The organism is Couchioplanes caeruleus (assembly GCF_023499255.1).
In the GTDB taxonomy this organism is placed as follows: Bacteria; Actinomycetota; Actinomycetes; order Mycobacteriales; family Micromonosporaceae; genus Actinoplanes; species Actinoplanes caeruleus_A.
The window spans coordinates 7,303,392-7,320,984 of record NZ_CP092183.1; the positions used below are offsets into that span (position 1 = coordinate 7,303,392).

A 17,593-nucleotide genomic window follows, 5' to 3' on the forward strand; every position below is an offset into this window, starting at 1 on the left:
CGTCGCTCAGTGCGGCAGCGGCGGACGGCTCCGCTGCATCTCCGCCTGCTGTTGCGGGGTCATGCTCTCCCAGGCCGCCCGGCGGCGCTCGGCCATCGCGGCGAGCTCCTCCGGGCCGAGCCGCTCGGCCATCTCCCGGCGCTTCGCGGCCATCCGTTCCAGTTCCTCCGGCGTGTACGTGTGTTCCACCGCGGTCATCCCCTCGATCAGTCGGACCAGCACCGCCGCGGACGCCTCGCCCGCGGCCTCGAACCGACCCAGCACCGCCTCGATCCGCCTCCGCAGGTCCTGCGCCCGCGTGATCCGGTCGACGACCTGGTCGAGCTGGCGCCGCAGGAGCTCGCGGGCGTCCGGCCCGTCCGCCCCCTCGTCGAGCAGCGCGCCGATCTCGCCGAGCGCGAACCCGAAGCCGCGCAGCGCCAGGACCCGGTGCAGCCGCCGTACGTCGCCCGCGGTGTAACGCCGGTGCCCCGCGGAGCTGCGGCGCGACGGGCGTACCAGGCCGATCTCGTCGTAGTGGTGCAGGGTGCGCACGGTCAGGCCGGTGGCGCCGGCCAGCTCGCCGACGCCCCACGTGGTCTCGTCCGTGCTCATGGCTCGACGCTAGGTCCTCCCGTTACGTCAGGGGCAAGCGCCAGACGCCGGTCGGCCCGGCGATGGTCGGGCAGGCGAGATACGGTCCGTCCGCCTCACACCCGTACGGAGCGGTCGTGTCCAGCCCGCCGACCGTGTGCGGGGCGCCGTCGTTCCCGGTGACGCTCACCCAGGTGCGCCCGGCGAGCTTCGTGTCACCTCGCAGCTCGATGTCGCCGACGAAGAACGTGTGCGCCAGCGGCCGCAGCACCGCGCCGGACGCCGGATCGATCTCGGCGGTCTCCGGGTCGTCGGCCCACGTGGCGGCGACCAGCCGGCCGTCCGGGGTCAGACCGGCCGAGCTCCACGCCGGATTCGTCCACAGCAGGGAGCCGTCGTCCGGGTCGATGCCGTTCAGCCGGTGGCCGTCCGACATGCAGAGGATCCGGCCGCAGCCGTACACCGTGCCGAGCTCTCCGCCCCGGACCAGCCATTTCGGGCTCAACGCGGGCAACCGGTACGCGGCCAGCGACACCCGCCCACCTTCCCGCCGCGACAGGTACAGCTCCTCCCCGGACACGTCCACGCTCGTGTAGTCCAGGTCGGTGTCGCTGTTGTATTCCGCGTGCAGCCGTACGCCCAGATCACCGGTCCCGAGCACCCGCCCGTCCGCGAGGTCCAGCGTGGTGACGTGACCGTCGTAGCCGATGACGACGAGCCGCCGCGGCGGGCCGGCGCCGACGGCGTCGTCGCGCAGCTCGGAGTAGCCGTCCAGCGTCCGCGTCCACAGTGGTGTGCCGGTGCGCGCGTCGGCGAGCTTCAGCTCCATCCGATCGGGTGCCTCGTCCGTGCGCAGCAGCACCTTGCCTCCGGTGAGCCGCACCGCGGAGGTGCCGGCCTCGGCGAGGTGCCACAGCACCGCCCCATCGGCGGCGTCGAGGAACACCATCCGCGGGTCCGAGCCGGAGCGGGCCAGCAGCACCCCGGACTGCGGCTCCAGGCTGAGCGACTGCACGTTCTGCGGCACGGCGGTCGCCCACACCTGCGCGCCGCTCGGCAGGTCGTACCGGCGTATCCCGGCCTCGCTGTCGGGATTCTGACCGAAGGTCGCCGTGTACAGCGCCCCGTGCCCGAGCGTGAACGCCGCCGCGGCCGTACCCCCGGCGGACAGGACCCGGACCAGGGCCGGCGCCGGCGGCGACGCGGCGGCCATCGTCAGCAGGGCGGCGGCCAGCACGCCCACGACCCGCGTGGCCCGGCCCGGGACCGGCAGCCGGCGCAGCGGCGCCGGCCCGGCCGGGTCGTGCGGCGGCGCGAGGTCGAGATCGATCAGCGGTACGGCGTCCGGCACCCGTTCAGCATGCCTCGGAGAAACCCGTCGCGGGTACGGTCACCACCGCGTCGTCACGGTGGGTAGGCTGCCGGTATGTCCTACACGGTTCCGCCGACCCGTACGGCCGCCGTGGTGCGTCAGCTCCGCAACGAGATAGTCACCGGCGAATTGCCGCCCGGCACCCTGATCAAGGACGCGGAGCTCGCCGCGCGCCTCGGGGTCAGCATCACGCCGGTACGCGAGGCGATCGCCCAGCTGTCCGTGGAGGGGCTGATCGACATCGCCCCCAACCGCACGCGCCACGTCACCAAGGTGACCCACAAGAACGCCCTCGAGCTCATCGACGTGATGAGCGTGCTCGCCTGCGCCGGCTTCGAATGGGGGGTGGAGAACCTCACCGAGACGCACATCGACCTCCTGCGGCAGCGGCAGAAGGAGTTCGTGGAAGCGCTGCGCACCGGCAATCTGCTCACCGCGGGCGCGGTCGGCGCGGACTTCAGCACGATCGTGATCCTGGCCAGCGGCAACCGGGAGCTGCAGTCCATGGTCGACCTGGTGGTCGCCCGTACGCTGCGCATCCTGGCGATGGGCGCGGACAGCGACCTCTGGGAGCCCTGGATCAGGGGGTACGACGAGGTGCTGGCACTGCTCGAACACGGCGACACCAAGGGCGCGACCGCCCGCTACCGGCAGATCTACGTGGACTACCGCGCCAAGGTGGAGCAGGAGCTCTTCCAGGAGTGACGGCCGGGCCGCCGCACGAGCGGGCGGCCCGGGCCGTCGGCCGGTCAGGACGTGGTCTGCGTCTCGTTCCAGGTGTAGTAGATGTACGTGCTGCCCGGCCCGGTCATCGTGCCGTAGACCTGCCAGAAGCTGTTGGGCGCCAGCGAGTAGCGGACGATCTTGTCGCCGGGGCGGTCGTCCACGATCACCCGGGTGGACCCGTCCGAGGCCCGGACCCGCACCTCGATGGTGAACGTCGAGGTGTCCGGGATGTCGAGGCAGACCTCGTAGTCGTACTCCAGTGGGCCGCCGATGTTGTAGCTGTGACCGTCCACTGCCGGCCGCTGCACGTTCGTGGGGACGTAACTGCGCAGGACGCGGGTGTAATCACCCTTGGTGCAGTCGACCGCGGGGGTGGCCGCGGAGGCCGGGGCGGCGCCGGCGAGCGTGGCGCCGGCGGCGACAGCCGCGGCGGCGAGAACGGGAACCATGCGCTTCATGTCTCTCCTCGTCTACGGGAGGTGCCGGGAAGTGGTTGAAGCTTGAACCAGTTCTCCCATAGAAGCCTGCCTATGACAAGCCCGGCGAAACTTTCCAGGGCGTCACACCTCGGACAGCCGGGGCAACAACGGCCCGAGCAGCTCGAGGGCGGGCCGCCGGACCGCGTAGCGCGTGATGCCCCACCGCTCCCGGTTCCGGCGCACCGCCGCGACGATCTCGTCGGCGGAGCCGACCAGCAGGAACGGCACCTCCCGCAGCTCGGCGACGCTCATGCCGAGGTCGCGCGCGTTCTCGGCCAGCGCCGCGTCCACGTCATCGGTGATCTCCACCTGCTGCACGAGCGCCTCCAGCGCCGGCTCGCCCCCGGCGTGGGCCAGGGCCACCTGGTCGTCGATGTCGGCGAGCCGCCACCGCACCCGGTGCTCATGGCCGTCGGACTTCGTCGGCCCGAAGCCGGTCAGCCCGACGATGTCGGCGTGCTCGCTCGCCCAGCGCAGCAGCCGCGAGTTCGCCGTACCCACCAGCAGCGGCATCCGGTCCTGCACGGGCCGCGGCTTGTCGAGCACCGCGTTGTGCATGGTCAGCTCGGGGATGTCGACCGTCACCTTCTCGCCCGCCAGCAGCCGCCGGGTGGCCTCCATGACGGCGATGCAGCGGTCGACGCGGGCCCGCACGCCGGGCCGCACCCGGCCGACCGCCTCCCATTCGACGGGCGTGTGACCGGCGCCGATGCCCAGCACCGCGCGGCCGCCGGACACCACGTCGAGCGTGGCGACGTCGGTGGCGAGCAGCATCGGCTCCCGCACCCCCGCGTTCACCACGTACGACCCCAGCTTGATCCGGGTGGTGACCGCGGCGGCGGCCGCCAGCGCCACGAACGGCGCGGCGCACGAGCCGGGATGGTCGGCGGCGGTCAGCGTGTGGAAGCCGGCCGCCTCGGCACGGCGGGCGGTGTCGATCCACTCGGCGGCGTCGACGGGTTGAACCTGCAGCGAGAACTGGGCCATGCCCCGATGATGGCGGCCCGGCCGGCCGGTCGCCGCCCCGCACGGCTCGTTTCTGCCAGCGGCAGAACCGCCAAGTGGCGGGTAACGTCCGCCGCCTGGCGCTGGATCGGCCGCCGCCGGCCGGACCATCCTGATCACAGCCACCACCCGGCCGGGACCGGCCGGACCCCTCGAGGAGGCCCGCATGACGCTGTCCGTGGCGGCCACACCGCCGCCGTTCGACCCCGAGCTGGGCGCCGCGCTCGCCGCCGTCGCGGAGACGAACCCGCCCCCGCTGACCGCCGACCTGATCCCGGCCCTGCGCGCGGACAGCCCGATGGTCCGCGCCTCCGACGACGAGCTGCGCCGCGACGGCAGGTTCACGGTCGAGGAGCGGCTCGTGCCCGGCCTCGACGGCGACCCCGACATCGGCCTGCTCATCTGCCGCCCGACCGCCCCGACGGGAGTGCTCGGCTGCGTCTACCACACCCACGGTGGCGGCATGATCATCGGTGACAACCGGACGGGCGTGCCCGACATGCTCGACTGGGCCGAGGAGTTCGGCCTGGTCGTGGTCTCGGTCGAATACCGGCTGGCCCCCGAGACCCCGCACCCCGGGCCGGTCCACGACTGCTACGCGGGCCTGCTGTGGACCGCCGAACACGCCGACGAGCTGGGCTTCGACCCGGGCCGGCTGCTGGTCGCGGGAGGGAGCGCCGGCGGCGGGCTGGCGGCCGCGCTCGCCCTGATGGCCCGGGACAAGGGCGGTCCGGCGCTGCGGGGGCAGGTGCTCATCTGCCCGATGCTCGACGACCGCAACGACACCCCGTCGGCGATCCAGATGGCGGGGCTCGGCGTCTGGGACCGTACGGCCAACGACACCGGCTGGACGGCCCTGCTCGGCGACGCGCGCGGCGGCCCTGACGTGTCGCCGTACGCCGCCCCCGCCCGCGCCACCGACCTCAGCGGCCTGCCCGCGGCGTTCATCGACGTCGGCTCGGCGGAGACGTTCCGCGACGAGGACGTGGCATATGCGACGCGCATCTGGCAGGCCGGCGGCGTGGCCGAGCTGCACGTGTGGCCCGGCGCGTTCCACGGCTTCGACGGCATGGTGCCGCAGGCCGCGCTGTCACAGGAGGCGAAGGCCGCCCGCGTACGGTGGCTCCGCCGCCTCCTGGACGCCTAACCTCTCTCACCATGAAGGACCTGGCCGTCCGCCTCGCCGCCCTGGACGCAGACGCCGGCGCCGCACTGCGGGTGATCGCGTACTTCGACACCCTGGTCGAGGCCCGGGCGGGCCTCACCTCGATCGTGCGCGGCGCGGCGATGCTGGCGGACTGCCCGGCCCGGCTCGTCGACGAGCAGCGCCGGGTCCGCGTCCGCGTCACCCGGCAGGGCGAGAGCGCCTGGGCGGACGGCCCGCCGGACCCGGCCTGGCCGTCGATCGCGGCCGGGCCGGCGACCCTCACCCTGGAGAAGCCGGGACCGCCGGGCCCGGTGGGCGCGATGATCCTGGAGCGTGCGGCGGGTGCGGCGAAGGCGGTCCTCGACCGCACCCGGGGCCGCACCCCCGCCCCCGACCCGGCGTCGGTCGAGCTGGTCGTGGACGCGTCGGCCCCTCCGGACGTACGCCTGCAGGCAGCGCGCCGCCTCGGCCTCGACCCGGCGGGCACCGCCACGGCGGCCGCGCTGGAGACCGGCCCGCAGGTCTTCGCGGGCCCGCCACCGTCTTTCCCGGGCCGGGTGGGCGTGGGTCCGGCCGTACCGGTCCCCGACCTTCCGTCGTCCTGGGCGGCGGCCAGAACCGCCCTGCGCTTCGCCGCGGACGGCACCGACGAGGACCCGGGACCGACGGTCGTCCACCACGCCGACCTGGGCGCGCTGGCGCTGCTCGCCGACCTGGGCGACCAGTCGTCGCTGCCGGACGTCCGGGCCCTCGACCACGCGGCAGCGGCGGCACCCTGGATGCCGGCGACCCTGCAGGCGGTGGCGGATTCGATCAGCCTCCGCGCGGCGGCGACGGCCCTGCGCGTCCATCACTCGACGCTGCAGGACCGCATCGCGCACGCGGAACACCTGCTGGGCTGGACCGTACGCGACCCGCACGGCCGGCTGCGGCTCCAGCTGGCCCTCGCGCTGCGCCGCCTCCGCCGTCACCCCTGACCGCCCGGCTTGCTCAGTCCCAGTCGCCGACCCGGACGTCGCGCGGCGAGGGGGCGCCCTTGCCGGTCTCCACCAGCGACTTCAGGCTCATCAGGTACGTACCCCACTTCGTGCTGCAGTGGTGCATGAACTCCACCGGCTCGCGCCAGCCCTGATGCTTGAACAGCACGATCGTGTAGTCGCCGTCCTGGCGCAGCGCCCAGTCGATCGTGGTCCCGACCCACTCCTCGGGCCCGTCGACCACCCGCCACGTCACGTGCTCGTCCGGCTCCGTCCCGACGACCTCCATGTCGAAGCCGCCGGGCGGGAAACGGAACTTCAGGACACCGCCGCTCTCTTCGGTGTCGTCGGTCCACCAGCCCCGGAGGCCGTCCACCGTCGTCAGCGCCGCGTACACCTTCTCCGGTGTCGGGGTGGCGACCCCGACCCGGTGCAGAATGTCGACCATCTCGGTTCCTCGCTCTCGTCAGTCCTGCTGTTGACGCTGGATCGCCTCGGCGATCCGCTTGATCCGCTGCAACCGCGCATCCCACGCCGAGCCGACAAAGGACAGTTGGGCCACCGCCCGCGCCAGCTGCACGTCATCGACCCGGTACCGCCGCTCGCGCCCGTCCGGCGTCGCCCGGACCAGCCCGGCCCGGTCGAGCACCCCGAGATGCTTGGCGACCGCCTGCCGCGTGACGGGCATCTGCCGGCTCAGCGACGTCGCGGTGCCGGCCCCGTCGACCAGCAACAGATCGAGCATCCGCCGCCGCGTCGGATCCCCGATCGCCGACCACAGGTCGTCGTCCACCTCGGCGACGGCGGTCACGGCCGCACCCGCAGGGTCGGCACGTACGCCACCAGCCGCGGCAGGAAGTGGCCCCACCCGCTGACGTGGTCGCGGTACGTCTCCTCCAGGACGGCGGCCTCCCAGCCCATCTCCCGGAAACCGGTCTCGGTCATCTTCAGCACGGTCCCGTCACCGGACGGCGTCAGATCGAAGGTGACCAGCAACGAGTTCCCGACGGCGGCGACCTCGCCGGCGGGCTGCGTCCACCGGAACGAGAACAGCGTCGGAGGCCGTACGTCGACCACGGTGAACGCGACAACCTTCCCGCCGGCGTTGCAGTCCCCGAAGACGATCTCGCCGGTCGAGCCGGGGACGGCGTCGTACCGCGCGTCGTCCGGCCACCACTGCTTGAGGTGGTCGGGGCTGCTCACCACCTCGAACACGATCTCCGGCGCGGCCTCGACGTAGATCTCGCGCTCGATGGACCCGAACTCCATGACACCCTCCTGCAACCATTGGTTGCACATCACCGTACGCCCGCCACCCCAGCGACGCAACCATCGGTTGCACTACGCACTCCACGGGCGGGCCACCCTCTCAGGCCGGTACGCGGAAGAGTGACCTAGTCCACTCCCTGCCCGGACTCGACCGTTCACGTGCTAGGTTTCCGGTGTTGCAGTTTTGATTTCCGTAGACGTTTACCGGCGCCTGGTGGGTTATCTGAAACCCGCCCAGGCGCTTTTCGTTTTTCGTGTCGTTTCGACGCGGGTGATCAACGCGGCGGCATGAGGGTCCGCACAGTGCGGCCCCCACAGCCTGCGAAGGAGCAGACATGACTACAGGCACCGTGAAGTGGTTCAACGCCGACAAGGGCTTCGGTTTCATCAGCCCGGACGACGGCGGCGCCGACGTCTTCGCCCACTTCTCCGCGATCTCGGCCAGCGGCTTCCGCAGCCTCGACGAGAACCAGAAGGTGGAGTTCGACATCACCCAGGGCCAGAAGGGCCCGCAGGCGGAGAACATCCGCCCGCTCTGATCCACGCACTGCGAACGGCGGCCCGACTGGTTCAGCGGGCCGCCGTTCGGCGTCTCCCGGGCCGGGCCGCGTCGTCGGATTCGTCACCGCATCGCGCGGATGTGACCGGCGAAAGCTGGAGCGGCCCCCCGGCCGCCCGCTATGGGTAACCGTGTCGAAACTCGCCGTGGCCCTGACAGTCGAGCCCGTCCCCGACTCCGTGTGCTCATTCCCGGTGAAGGCCCGGCATCTGCAACCATGGGTGGACCGCGCGAGATCCTGAAAGAGGCAACTATGACAACCACCTATTCAGGCCCCGCGAAGCTGACCCTGGTCGACGGCGCCTGCATCTCCGGCATGGCCTCGCTCAGCACCAACCAGCGGGGAGGAATCAACGGCTGGGGCGGCACGTTCCGTCCCGACGAGATGACGACCGAGCTTCGCAACGCAGGCGAAGGACTGCAGCTGGAACTGCCCTACGATCGAGTGGGGACGGTTGCCGTCACGGGCATGCGCAAGCTCCTCGCCACGCAGGTGCTGATGTCATTGGCGGGTCGTGGGCCCGCACCATTCTGACGACGCACCGCAGAACCCGGCGCCACCTCCACGCCGCGACGGCGGCAATGCTCAGCGGGCCGGCCTCCTCACCCATGGAGACATCGACGCCCCCTGAAACGTCCCCCTGCTGCCCAGAAAATCTATGCCTCCGGACCTAGACTTTTCCTGCGCGCTCGGATAACGTTTCTCCCGTTGACAGCAGAGACCGCTTGAAGACGCGGACGAAGCAGACCGAGCGTCAAGCAGGGCCCGGAACGTCTCGTGGCTCGCTCGGCAGCCGCGGTGAACGCATCACCGCACGCAACACGGCAAGGCAAGGCAAGCGCACGACAAGACCTTGACGTCATTCCAGGTCGAGGCAACCGCAGGCAGGGCCGGTACCACTCGGGGCTCTGCCTGATGCAGAAGGATCCGCCGCACGTGTGCGGGGCCATGAAGTTTGCGTGGGGCTCCTACACCGGCGGGGCAGAAGGACCGCACCATCAGTAAGGGAAGCAGAGGAAAGGGAGGGCAGAACACCGTTGGATCGCCCGCCGTCAGAATGTGATTCGCAGTTCTGAGGGTGGACACCGTAGCGCCATCGAACGTGAGGTGGTCTCCGGTCACGCTTATGCGATCCTCGCACCGCAAGCCGCTCACAGCGGCGAGGTGTGGAAACGACAAACCGATGAACCTGTCGGTAGATGGTGTATCACCCGTAACCCTGGGCCCCGGCGCTTTCGCGCCGGGGCCCTCGTCATGCCTTGACGAGGCGAACCTGTTCACCCGTTCCACCCCGCCGACGGGGTGACCGTTCCCTTTTCTGCCACATCGCGGTCGACCTCGGCGCGAACGCAGCCGGGTCACGCTGCGGCAGTCGGCACAAAGGAAAAGGCCCGGACCGAAGTCCGAGCCTTTTCTCCTGGTGGAGCTGAGGGGACTCGAACCCCTGACCCCCACACTGCCAGTGTGGTGCGCTACCAGCTGCGCCACAGCCCCTTGCCATGTCCGGTCGCCCGGGCACGAAGGAAATAGTACACACCCCGCCGACCCGCACCGCAGGGGCCCCGAACTTCAGTTCAGCGACACGTCGGGCGGGAAGTGTGCCACCGCCGCGAGGATGTCTCCCTGCCTGCGCAGCACCATGGCCCACAGATCGTCCGGCCGGCTCACGAACGGATCGCCCGGCAGCGCGTCGAAGACGAACCAGGAGCCCGACGCGATCTCGTCCTCCAGCTGACCCGGCGACCAGCCCGAATACCCCGCGAAGACCCGGATCCCGGCCACGCTCTCGCGGAGCCGGTCGGGGTCGGCCGACAGGTCGACCGTGCCGAGGGAGCCGGCGACCTGGTGGAAGCCGGTGACCCGCTTCTTGACCTCGGGGCGGGTACGGGCCAGGCAGATGGCGGACTCGGGCTGGACCGGGCCGCCCTCGAAGAGCACGGCCGGGTCGCCGGCGAGCGCTCCCCAGTCGCCGAGGACCTCCGCGACCGGCACCTCGGTGGCGCGGTTGAGCACCACGCCCAGCGCTCCCCCGGTTTCATGGGCGACGAGCAGCACGACCGTACGGTCGAAGTTGGGGTCCTTGAGGGTCGGGGTCGCGACCAGCAGTTGACCGGTCATCGACTCCACCGATCGACCTCCGATGCGCTGCTCTTCACTGAACACAACCGCCTCGCCTTCGCGCCATGCTTGGACATTAGCTTGCGGTTCCCGCCACCGATAAGGTCTGCGCATGAACGAGCGACCCCCTGAGGCGGAGATCGGCGTCATCGGCGGATCCGGGCTGTACGCGCTTCTCGACGGCGCGACGGAGCGCGAGGTGTCCACGCCGTACGGTGCTCCCTCGGACCGGATCACCCTCGCCGAGGTCGGCGGGCGGCGGGTCGCTTTCCTGCCGCGGCACGGCCGCGACCACCGCTTCCCGCCGCACCGGATCCCCTACCGGGCCAACCTGTGGGCGTTGCGCTCCCTGGGGGTACGCCAGATCATCGCGCCCTGCGCGGTCGGTGGCCTGCGGCCTGAGCTGGGGCCGGGCACGTTCGTCGTACCGGACCAGCTCATCGACCGGACGAGCGGCCGCGAGCAGACGTTCTACGACACCGGCGCGGTGCACGTGTCGTTCGCGGACCCGTACTGCCCGGACGGGCGGCGGGCGGTGCTGGCGGCCGGCGAGCCGGTGAGCCCGGTGGACGGCGGCACCATGGTGGTGGTCGAGGGGCCGCGATTCTCGACGCGGGCGGAGTCGCGCTGGTTCACGTCGATCGGCGGGTCGATCGTGAACATGACGGGTCACCCGGAAGCGGTACTCGCCCGCGAGCTGGCCCTCTGTTACACGGCCATCGCGCTCGTGACGGACCTGGACGCGGGCGTCGAGGGCGACCACGGGGTGACGCAGGACGAGGTCTTCACGGTGTTCGCGGACAACACGGCGAAGCTCCGCGAGGTGCTGCTGGACGCGGTCACCAGGCTGCCCCGGGAGCGCTCCTGCCCGTGCAGGAGCGCCCTCGACGGGATCAAGCTCCCGCTGGAGCTTCCCTAGCCGCGCTCCGAGCGAACGGCGGGCCGGAGCAGGTCCTCGTAGCCCACGGCCCGGTAGAACTCGCGCCGGATCCGGTCGCCGATGCGGAAGACCTCCTCGGCGCCGTCCTGAGCCGGGTCGATGTACACCCGGAACGGGCGCTTGCCCTTGGGCAGGTCGGCCGGGTCGGCGTCCGGCGGGCTCAGCGCCGCCTGCCGCTTCAGCAGGACGTCCATCACGCCGGCGTAGACCTCGTCGTACTCCCGCACCACCGCGGTGTCCTCGGGGTGTCCGGCGTGCGCGTAGTGGTTGGTGCCGGTGGTGAACGAGCCCGGCACGATGATCGAGGTGTCAATGCCGAAGCGGGCCACCTCGGCGGCGATGCTCACCGCCAGCGAGTCCTCGGCGGCCTTCGCCGCGAAATACGGCCCGAGGTACGGCGGGGTGCCGCCGCGGGCGCTGCTCGAGCCCACCCAGACCAGCAGCCCGTCCCGTTGCCGGCGCAGGTGCGGCAGCGCCGCCCGGTTCACGCGCTGGGTGGACAGCACGTTGATGTCGTAGATGCTCGCGACCTGCTCGACGGTGAACGCCTCGACGGGACCGAGCGTCATGTGCCCGGCGTTGTGCACCACGACGTCGAGGCGCCCCGCCTCGAGATGATCCGGTCGACGGCCGCGTCCACCGAGGCCTGGTCGGCCACGTCCATCTCCAGAGCCTTCATCCGTACGCCCTCAGCACCCGCCTGTTCCCCCAGGTCGGCCGCGGCCTGAGCGTTGCGGCCCGCGATGTCCCGCATGCCCGCGTACACGGTGTGCCCGGCCCCGGCCAGCGCCCGGGCGGCCATCGCGCCGAACCCGCTGGACGCCCCGGTGACGACAATGATCTTGCTCATGGGTCCTCCTCTCAGATGACGCCGCCGTTGGCGTAGATGGTCTGGCCGTTGACCCAGCGCGCCGGGCCGGCGAGGAACGCGACGGTCTCCGCGATGTCCTCGGGCGTGCCGAGCCGTTCCAGCGGGGCGAGCCCGGCCAGGTGGTCGACGGTCTGCTGGTCCTTGCCGTCGAGGAACAGCGGCGTGGCGGTGGGCCCGGGAGCGACCGCGTTGACCGTGATGTCACGGCCGCGCAGCTCCTTGGCGAGGATCGGGGTCAGCGCGTCCACGGCGGCCTTGGTGGCGGCGTACGCGGTGTACGCCGGCAGCGCGAGCTTGACCACGCTCGACGAGAAGTTGATGAGCGCCCCGCCGGGCCGTAGCCGCTTCACCGCCTCTCGGCTGACCACGAACGTGCCGCGGATGTTGGTGCGGTGCATCCGGTCCAGGTCGGCCAGGTCCAGCTCGGCGAGCGGGGACAGCAGCATGATCCCCGCCGTGTTGACGACGACGTCGACGCCGCCGAACTGTTCCTCCGTACCGTCGAAAAGCGCCTGCACCTGATCGGGCTCGGCGACGTCGGCCTGGACAGCGGTGGCGGAGCCGCCGCGCCCGGCGATCGCCTTGACCACCTCGTCGGCGCGGCCGGCGTTGCCCGCGTAGTGCACGACGACGCTCATGCCGTCGGCGGCGAGCCGTTCCGCGACGGCGCGCCCGATCCCCCCGGAGCCACCGGTGACGACCGCGACGCGCGGTGTGGGGCTGGTCATGCCTACCTCCTTGGAAGTCGATGCCTCCAAGGTGCCCCCGGATCGAGCCGGCGGGAACCCCGCCGTTGCGCGATCCGCGCCGGGTATTGCGAAGATCAGCCGCGGAAGAGCCGGGGCGGCACGCCGTACTCGGCGCGGAAGGCCCGCGCGAACTGCCCGCTGCTGCGGTACCCGCACAGCAGCGCGATCCGCGCCACGGGATCGCCCGTACGCCGCAACATCCCGGCGGCCACCTGCAGCCGCAGCCGCCGCAGATACCGGTACGGCGTGACCCCCGTCGCCGCGGCGAAGGCCCGTAGGAAATGGAACTTGCTGACCCGGGCCACCCCGGCCAGCGCCTCGAGGCTGACGTCGTCACCGAGGTGAGCCCGCATGTACTCGACGACGCGGCCCACCTCACGCTCGCTGAGAGCCCCGGCCGGCGTCGGCTGCCGCACGGGCTTCCCGAACCGGTGCGCGAGGTGAACGGTCAGGCCTTGAGCCACCGAGTCGGCGTACAGGGCGGGCGCCTGGACGCTCAGCGCCTCCGACAACACACGCGCCGAAACCACCACGTACGCGTCGTGCAGCGTGAGGGCGTCGGGGAAGGCCGTCCCAGCCGCAGCGGCCGGGTCGAGGTGAAGGTGCAGTGACTCCATCGGCTCGGACGACGCGGCGCGCCACCGCAGCACGCTGGCGTTGCCGGGAGCGGTGATCCCGACCGACCCGGGCCGGTACGAGGCGGCCCGCCACGAGGCTCCGCGCCGGCTCTCGATCCGGTAGCGCCCGCTGGTCACGAGAACCACCAGGAGCTTGTCGGACCGCGTGAGGAAGGGTTCGGTCTCGGTCGGGTCGGCGTACCGGGCGGCGCGGACGTAACACCAGCCGAGGGAGTCGCTCGCCGCCGCCAGCCGGGAGGGCAGTCGCCCGGAAACGTCCACCCGGCCAGCATGACGCACTCCCGCACGGAAAGTACGACGGTCGACACCACACTGCGTCACATCGATCCACGCCACTCCCCATCGCTCGTCCTGTTTCCCTCCTCTTTGCCGGATTTATACGACCTATACCGACGATCTGGACTAACCGTATGGCCATATCGATTACACAGCGCTTCCCCCGCGGACACTTCGCTACTTACTGTGATGTCCTCCCGGTCGGAAGGTCACCGCCACCCCGGACCGTTCGTACCCCCGCCCCGAGGAAGGCCCCCATGAAACCCTCGAAGAAGCGCATCGGCATCGCCGCCGTCTCGGTGTCGGCCCTGGTCCTCGGATCCGCCGCGGCAGCGGCCGCAGCCGGCACCTTCGACGCGACGCCGTCGAACACCATCTACGCCTGCACCAACAAGAAGACCGGCGCGGTACGCGTCATCGACCACGCCGCCGGCCGCCGCTGCACGTCAGCCGAAACCCTCATCACCTGGAACCGCGTGGGCCCCCAGGGCCGGACCGGAGCGACGGGCCCCCGCGGCCTCGAGGGCGTACCCGGCATCCAGGGCCTCCCCGGCGCCACCGGCGCAACCGGCAAGACCGGCGCCACTGGCGCGACCGGCGCCACTGGCGCGACCGGCGCGACCGGCGCGACCGGGGCGACCGGCATGGATGGGCTCTCCGCCTTCGAACTGTGGCTGCAGAACGGCAACAGCGGTACGGTCGGCGACTTCCTGGCATCACTGGTGGGCGAGCGCGGCGCGGACGGCCTCTCGGCCTACCAGCTCTGGCTGGCCAACGGCCACGCCGGCACCATCGACGACTTCCTCGCCTCCCTCGTCGGAGCCCAGGGCGAAACCGGCGCCACGGGCGCACAGGGCTTCGACGGCAAGTCCGCATACGAGCTCTGGGGCCAGTCCCACAACGGCACCCTCGACGACTTCCTCCTGTCCCTGGTAGGCGCCAAGGGCGACACCGGCGCAACCGGCGCCCAGGGCGAGAAGGGCGACACCGGCGCAACCGGCGCCCAGGGCGAGAAGGGCGACACCGGCGCAACCGGCGCCCAGGGCGAGAAGGGCGACACCGGCGCGACCGGCGCGTCGGCCTTCGAGGTATGGCGCTCGTTGGACGGCAACGCCGACGGCACCGTGACCGAGTTCCTGGCCGGCCTCGTCGGAGCGCAGGGCGCGGTGGGCCCGCAGGGTCCGATGGGCCCGCAGGGCCAGCAGGGCCTGCCCGGCGACAAGGGCGACACCGGTGCCCAGGGCGAGAAGGGCGACACCGGCGCCCAAGGTGAGACCGGCGCAACCGGCGCCCAGGGCGAAACCGGCGCGACGGGCCCGCAGGGCGAGGTCGGCCCGATGGGTCCCCAGGGCGAGATCGGCCCGATCGGCCCCCAGGGCGAGACCGGCGCCATGGGTCCCCAAGGCGAGAAGGGCGACACCGGAGCCGCGGGCCCGAAGGGTGACACCGGCTCGGCAGGCCCGAAGGGCGACACCGGCCCGGCCGGCGCCAAGGGTGACACCGGCTCGGCAGGCCCCAAGGGCGACACCGGCGCCAAGGGCGAGAGCGGCGCGGATGGCGTGAGTGGCTGGCAGCTCGTGACGGCCTCGGCCGGCAACAGCTCCTCCACCGCCTCCTGCCCGAACGGCAAGAAGGTGATCGGCGGCGGCGTCAACAGCTCCAACAGCGCCACGATCGGCGCGAGCTACCCCTCGTCGCAGTCGGCCTGGACGGTCACCAACCGCTCCGGCACCGGCTCCGTGACGGCGTACGCAATCTGCGCCACGGTCAACTGAATCCCTGAGCACAGAACCTGAAGCGGTACCGGCCTGAGGGCCGGTACCGCTTCGGCGCATCGATCCGCACCCTTCGCGCGGCACCGGGAACGTTGAGCACGACGGGCTTGACCCGGGCCTCCGTGCAACTCAACTCCCCAGACGCGGCGGCGACGTACCGACGACCCACGCGTACGGGTGTCAGCCGTTCACCGTGAACAGACGCAGGCGGCGCCGCTGTCCTTGCTTCTCGTCATCTGACCCCGGCATACGGAACGGCCCCCGGTTCGCGCGGTCCGCGAACAAGGGGCCGTCAACCGTGGACGTGCTGTCCGCTTACTCGAACCCGACCGATCGAGCGCAACTCCCGCACCGCGGGGCGTCCGGGGGCTCGGCCCCCGGAGCAGACATACGGAACGGCCCCCGGTTCGCGCAGTCCGCGAACAAGGGGCCGTCAGCCGTGGAGGTGCCGGGAATCGAACCCGGGTCCTTCGTTGTTTCGTCAGGGCTTCTCCGAGCGCAGCTCACTGTGCCTCTACTCGGCCCCACCAATCACGTGAGCGAGTTGGTGTGACGGGCCCAGTCGCTGATTGATCTCGCCGTGCGGTCCCCGCGACCGGGACCGGTTGGCCAACCTCCTAGCTGATGCCGGAGATCTGAGCCGGAGGTGTGCTCAGTCCGACAGACTTGCTACTTACCTCAGGCGGCAAGAGCGAAGTCAGCGCGGGAGTTATCCTTGGCGCTTATTGGTTTCCGACGACCGATTCTCGAGACGACGTCGGCTTCCTCGGCTCGCTTCCCCTGTCTCCACGTACGAAGTCGAAACCAGTCACCCCCTCGTAGGGCTGCCGCGTGTGCGCCAGCCGTACAAGACTAACGCGTCCGCGCCGGGGATTCATTCCGGTATCAGCCGCCGGTGCACGGCGTGCCGCCGATCGAGCAGGCGGTGGGGCGGGCGGAGCCTCGGGTCTGCTTGGTGGCCTGGAAGCCGAAGCTCGCGTCGGCGCCCGCGGCGACCGGGCCGCCGGTGAAGGCCCAGGTGTCGCCGTTGTGGCTGACCTGGGCGTTCCACACGTTGGTGACGCGGACGCCGGCGCGGGAGTCGAAGCTGATGGTGACCCGCCAGGTGCCGGCGGCGGCGCCCGTGTTGGTCACCTGGACGGCCGCGATCAGGCCGTGGTCCCAGCTGGCGCCGCTCTGGTAGCGCGCGGTGAAGGACGCGACGGCCGGAGGCGGGGTGGTGGTGGTCCGTACGGGCGGCTTGGTGGTGGCGCGGGCCGACGGCTTGGCGGACGTGCGCGACGGGCTGGGCGTCGGGCTTGCTGAGGGCGTACGCGAAGGGGAAGCGCTGGGTGACGCCGAGGGTGAGGATGACGCCGGGGCCGGCAGGGTCGCTCCGACCTCGACCACCGGGGTCGAGGGGGGCACGACCAGCACGGGCGCCTTCTGCTCCTGGCTGGGGCCGGCGGCCCGGACGGCCACCCAGGCGACGAGGATCACGAGCAGGGTCGCGGCCGCCGCGATGAAGGAGTAGCGGGGCAGGCCGAGTTGTCCTGTGGAGTGCTTGCCGGGCAACGGCGGGTCCTTCGCGCGAGACAGCAGGGGGCCCGGCGAGGTTACAGGTCAGTCCATGCCTTTGCTGCGGCGGCCCATCGCCCGCTGGATTTCCTTGCTCGCGTCGCGCGCGGCGAGGTCCTGGCGTTTGTCGTACGCCTTCTTGCCCTTGGCCAGCCCGATCTCGACCTTGGCGTACCCGTTGTGGAAGTAGACCTGCAGCGGCACGAGGGTGACGCCGTCGTCGCGCAGCTTGCCCATCAGCTTGTGGATCTCCTCGCGGCGGAGGAGCAGCTTGCGGACCCGGCGCGGCTCGTGGTTGGTCCACGTGCCCTGGGTGTACTCGGGGATGTGCATGCCGTGCAGGAAGATCTCGCCGTGGTTCTCGTGGCCGAACGCGTCGACCAGCGAGGCCCGCCCGGCGCGCAGCGACTTGACCTCGGTGCCGGTCAGCTGCATGCCCGCCTCGTAGGTGTCGAGGATGGCGTAATCGTGCCGCGCCTTGCGGTTCGAGGCCACCACTTTGCGCCCCTGTTCGCGCGGCATCGGCACTCCTCCCCCGGAGAAAAGACCATCCTACCGCCG

19 protein-coding genes, 1 tRNA gene, 1 other RNA gene and 1 pseudogene are annotated in these 17,593 nt (G+C 71.5%); 7 read left to right on the plus strand and 15 right to left on the minus strand.

Annotation, left to right across the window (positions count from 1 at the left end):
• Positions 1–6: 6 nt before the first annotated feature.
• Positions 7–594, minus strand: coding sequence for a MerR family transcriptional regulator (locus tag COUCH_RS33650; protein WP_249609205.1), 588 nt, complete (start codon positions 592–594; stop codon positions 7–9).
• A 22-nt stretch (positions 595–616) separates the two neighbouring features.
• A complete protein-coding gene (locus COUCH_RS33655) occupies positions 617–1,924 on the minus strand; it encodes a PQQ-binding-like beta-propeller repeat protein (RefSeq protein WP_249609206.1) in 1,308 nt (435 codons plus the stop codon).
• Between the two features lie 75 nt (positions 1,925–1,999).
• On the opposite strand from COUCH_RS33655, the gene COUCH_RS33660 reads away from it, so the two are divergent.
• Entirely contained in the window at positions 2,000–2,650 is a 651-nt protein-coding gene (locus tag COUCH_RS33660; protein ID WP_249609207.1) for a GntR family transcriptional regulator, read from the plus strand.
• Between the two features lie 44 nt (positions 2,651–2,694).
• Here the strand turns inward: COUCH_RS33660 and COUCH_RS33665 are convergent, their stop codons facing one another.
• Both COUCH_RS33665 and COUCH_RS33670 read right to left on the minus strand, forming a co-directional pair.
• Positions 2,695–3,129 (minus strand): hypothetical protein, encoded by a 435-nt coding sequence (locus COUCH_RS33665; RefSeq protein WP_249609208.1) that lies wholly within the window; start codon positions 3,127–3,129, stop codon positions 2,695–2,697.
• A 102-nt stretch (positions 3,130–3,231) separates the two neighbouring features.
• A complete protein-coding gene (locus COUCH_RS33670) occupies positions 3,232–4,137 on the minus strand; it encodes an LLM class flavin-dependent oxidoreductase (RefSeq protein WP_249609209.1) in 906 nt (301 codons plus the stop codon).
• A 184-nt stretch (positions 4,138–4,321) separates the two neighbouring features.
• Here COUCH_RS33670 and COUCH_RS33675 point away from each other — a divergent pair, with 184 nt between their 5' ends.
• Both COUCH_RS33675 and COUCH_RS33680 read left to right on the plus strand, forming a co-directional pair.
• Positions 4,322–5,302, plus strand: coding sequence for an alpha/beta hydrolase (locus tag COUCH_RS33675; RefSeq protein WP_249609210.1), 981 nt, complete (start codon positions 4,322–4,324; stop codon positions 5,300–5,302).
• An 11-nt stretch (positions 5,303–5,313) separates the two neighbouring features.
• The gene (locus tag COUCH_RS33680; protein WP_249609211.1) at positions 5,314–6,279 is read left to right on the plus strand and encodes a helix-turn-helix domain-containing protein; all 966 of its coding nucleotides are present in this window, start codon (positions 5,314–5,316) and stop codon (positions 6,277–6,279) included.
• 13 nt (positions 6,280–6,292) lie between these two features.
• Here COUCH_RS33680 and COUCH_RS33685 read toward each other — a convergent pair whose 3' ends face one another.
• The 3 genes from COUCH_RS33685 to COUCH_RS33695 are packed head-to-tail and all read right to left on the minus strand — an operon-like array spanning position 6,293 to position 7,548.
• Positions 6,293–6,727, minus strand: a complete 435-nt coding sequence (locus COUCH_RS33685) for an SRPBCC family protein (protein ID WP_249609212.1) — start codon at positions 6,725–6,727, stop codon at positions 6,293–6,295.
• 18 nt (positions 6,728–6,745) lie between these two features.
• Positions 6,746–7,090 carry an ArsR/SmtB family transcription factor gene (locus COUCH_RS33690; protein ID WP_275980022.1) on the minus strand — a complete coding sequence of 115 codons (345 nt, stop codon included), beginning with the start codon at positions 7,088–7,090 and terminating at the stop codon, positions 6,746–6,748.
• Positions 7,087–7,548, minus strand: coding sequence for an SRPBCC family protein (locus COUCH_RS33695; RefSeq protein WP_249609213.1), 462 nt, complete (start codon positions 7,546–7,548; stop codon positions 7,087–7,089). Before COUCH_RS33695 ends, COUCH_RS33690 begins: the two co-directional genes overlap by 4 nt.
• A 335-nt stretch (positions 7,549–7,883) precedes the next feature.
• On the opposite strand from COUCH_RS33695, the gene cspE reads away from it, so the two are divergent.
• Together cspE and COUCH_RS33705 are read left to right on the plus strand one after the other, a co-directional pair.
• Positions 7,884–8,087: a transcription antiterminator/RNA stability regulator CspE gene (cspE, locus tag COUCH_RS33700; protein WP_013283833.1), complete on the plus strand. Its 204-nt coding sequence runs from the start codon at positions 7,884–7,886 to the stop codon at positions 8,085–8,087.
• Positions 8,088–8,360: 273 nt separating this feature from the next.
• A complete protein-coding gene (locus COUCH_RS33705; protein WP_249609214.1) occupies positions 8,361–8,642 on the plus strand; it encodes a hypothetical protein in 282 nt (93 codons plus the stop codon).
• A gap of 884 nt (positions 8,643–9,526) precedes the next feature.
• Here COUCH_RS33705 and COUCH_RS33710 read toward each other — a convergent pair.
• Positions 9,527–9,602, minus strand: a tRNA-Ala gene (locus COUCH_RS33710).
• 75 nt (positions 9,603–9,677) lie between these two features.
• Positions 9,678–10,226 (minus strand): YqgE/AlgH family protein, encoded by a 549-nt coding sequence (locus COUCH_RS33715; RefSeq protein ID WP_199515692.1) that lies wholly within the window; start codon positions 10,224–10,226, stop codon positions 9,678–9,680.
• Positions 10,227–10,338: 112 nt separating this feature from the next.
• On the opposite strand from COUCH_RS33715, the gene COUCH_RS33720 reads away from it, so the two are divergent.
• On the plus strand, positions 10,339–11,145 hold the full coding sequence (locus COUCH_RS33720; RefSeq protein WP_249609215.1) for an S-methyl-5'-thioadenosine phosphorylase: 807 nt from the start codon (positions 10,339–10,341) through the stop codon (positions 11,143–11,145).
• Here the strand turns inward: COUCH_RS33720 and COUCH_RS33725 are convergent.
• The 3 genes and pseudogenes from COUCH_RS33725 to COUCH_RS33735 all read right to left on the minus strand — a co-directional run bounded on the left by COUCH_RS33725 (position 11,142) and on the right by COUCH_RS33735 (position 13,685).
• Positions 11,142–12,016 (minus strand): annotated as a pseudogene (locus COUCH_RS33725) (SDR family oxidoreductase). The gene COUCH_RS33720 and the pseudogene COUCH_RS33725 overlap by 4 nt on opposite strands.
• Before the next feature lie 11 nt (positions 12,017–12,027).
• The gene (locus COUCH_RS33730; protein WP_249609216.1) at positions 12,028–12,765 is read right to left on the minus strand and encodes an SDR family oxidoreductase; all 738 of its coding nucleotides are present in this window, start codon (positions 12,763–12,765) and stop codon (positions 12,028–12,030) included.
• 95 nt (positions 12,766–12,860) lie between these two features.
• The gene (locus COUCH_RS33735; protein WP_249609217.1) at positions 12,861–13,685 is read right to left on the minus strand and encodes a helix-turn-helix domain-containing protein; all 825 of its coding nucleotides are present in this window, start codon (positions 13,683–13,685) and stop codon (positions 12,861–12,863) included.
• 272 nt (positions 13,686–13,957) lie between these two features.
• Here COUCH_RS33735 and COUCH_RS33740 point away from each other — a divergent pair, with 272 nt between their 5' ends.
• Positions 13,958–15,475, plus strand: a complete 1,518-nt coding sequence (locus COUCH_RS33740; RefSeq protein ID WP_249609218.1) for an exosporium protein — start codon at positions 13,958–13,960, stop codon at positions 15,473–15,475.
• Positions 15,476–15,912: 437 nt separating this feature from the next.
• Here COUCH_RS33740 and ssrA read toward each other — a convergent pair.
• From ssrA to smpB, 3 genes are all read right to left on the minus strand, one after another.
• Positions 15,913–16,291, minus strand: a transfer-messenger RNA (tmRNA) gene (ssrA, locus tag COUCH_RS33745).
• Between the two features lie 69 nt (positions 16,292–16,360).
• Positions 16,361–17,029 (minus strand): cellulose binding domain-containing protein, encoded by a 669-nt coding sequence (locus tag COUCH_RS33750; RefSeq protein WP_249609219.1) that lies wholly within the window; start codon positions 17,027–17,029, stop codon positions 16,361–16,363.
• Between the two features lie 48 nt (positions 17,030–17,077).
• Positions 17,078–17,554, minus strand: coding sequence for an SsrA-binding protein SmpB (gene smpB / locus COUCH_RS33755; RefSeq protein ID WP_199515682.1), 477 nt, complete (start codon positions 17,552–17,554; stop codon positions 17,078–17,080).
• Between the last annotated feature and the right edge of the window lie 39 nt (positions 17,555–17,593).